This is a genomic window from Plasticicumulans sp. (genome assembly GCF_035331805.1).
In the GTDB taxonomy this organism is placed as follows: Bacteria; Pseudomonadota; Gammaproteobacteria; order Competibacterales; family Competibacteraceae; genus Plasticicumulans.
Genome location: NZ_DAOLKE010000396.1, coordinates 1 through 1,397 on the forward strand (window position 1 = coordinate 1; position 1,397 = coordinate 1,397).

The window sequence follows — 1,397 nt, forward strand, 5'->3', positions numbered from 1 at the left end:
GGGCTTCAGCGCTGCTGCACGATCTTGTCGAGCACGCCGTTGACGAACTTGTGGCTCTGCTCGGCGCCGAAGCGCTTCGCCAGTTCGATCGCCTCGTTGATCGCGACGCGCCAGGGCACGTCCTTCGACTCGGTGAGCTCCCAGGCGGCGATCCACAGGATGGCCTTCTCGATCGGATCGACCTGATCGGCCGGGCGGCCGAGCCAGGGCGCGAGCAGGCGGTTCAGCGCATCGAGGCGATCGGGGATGCCGCGCAGCAGCGTGCTGAAATAGCCGGTATCGGCCTTCAGCATGGCGCGATCGGCGAGCACGACCTCGCTGACCGCCTCGTTCAGGCGGGCGGCATCCGGCATCACCGCCTCGCGCCCGAGCAGCTCGCGTTCGTTGAGGCCGTTCAGATACGCCATGTCGGCGCCGTAGGCTCCGCGGGCTTCGAGTTCCTGCATCAGCTGGCGCAGCAGTCGCCGGATCGCGAGTTCGAGTCCGAGTGCGGCGGCCACGGCCGGGGCCGGCGGATTCGGCACGGCGGCGAGTTCCTGCACGACGGCACCCTGCACGGCCAGCGGATCGACCAGGCCCTCGCGCACGCCGGGCAGCGCGCGTGCCCCGCGTTCGGCGGCCACGCGCAGCACGCGCAGCCGCTCGGCGGTTTCAGCGTCGTCGAAGGTTTCGGTGGCCGCGGCGATTTCGGCCTGGGCCGCCGGCAGCGTGGCGAGCCGGGCTTCGAGCGCCACCATCAGCTGGTGCACGCCGAGATCGCCGAGGAACTGCGCCTCGATGCGGGCGATGTCCTGCCCGCCCTTCTGCCACTGATACAGCGCCTGCAGCGCGTAGCGGCGCGCCCAGCCGCGGGCACGGTTGCCGGCGCCGGCGCGTGCGGTGTCACGGGCCATGCTCAGGATTCCAGTGCGCGCAGCAGGCTGACCATCTCCAGCACCGACAGCGCCGCCTCGGCGCCCTTGTTGCCGGCCTTGGTGCCGGCGCGCTCGATGGCCTGCTCGATGGTGTCGACGGTCAGCACGCCGAAGCCGACCGGGATGTCGTGGGCGAGCGCGACGTGGCTGATGCCGTTGACGCAGGCGCCGGCGACGTAGTCGAAGTGCGGCGTGCCGCCGCGGATCACGGCACCGACGGCGATGATGCCGTCATAGCGCTCGCGCTCGGCGAGGCGCTGCACGACCAGCGGGATTTCGAAGGCGCCGGGGGCGTGGATGACCTCGATGCGTTCGCGGGCGATGCCGTGGCGCACCAGCGCATCGACGGCGCCCTCGATCAGGCTGGAGACGATGAAGCTGTTGAAGCGTCCGGCGACGATCGCGAAACGCGCGTCGGGGGCCTGGAAGTCACCCTGGTAATTCTTCAGCGTCGTGGGCATCGGGGAATCTCCATCGGAACGG

Annotated in this window: 2 protein-coding genes; both read right to left on the reverse strand. The window is 70.5% G+C overall.

What is annotated here, in order from left to right:
• Positions 1-5 precede the first annotated feature (5 nt).
• Positions 6-893 carry a transcription antitermination factor NusB gene (gene nusB, locus PKE44_RS17420; protein ID WP_324553798.1) on the reverse strand — a complete coding sequence of 296 codons (888 nt, stop codon included), beginning with the start codon at positions 891-893 and terminating at the stop codon, positions 6-8.
• A 2-nt stretch (positions 894-895) separates the two neighbouring features.
• Entirely contained in the window at positions 896-1,375 is a 480-nt protein-coding gene (gene ribE, locus PKE44_RS17425) for a 6,7-dimethyl-8-ribityllumazine synthase (protein WP_324553800.1), read from the reverse strand.
• Positions 1,376-1,397 lie beyond the last annotated feature (22 nt).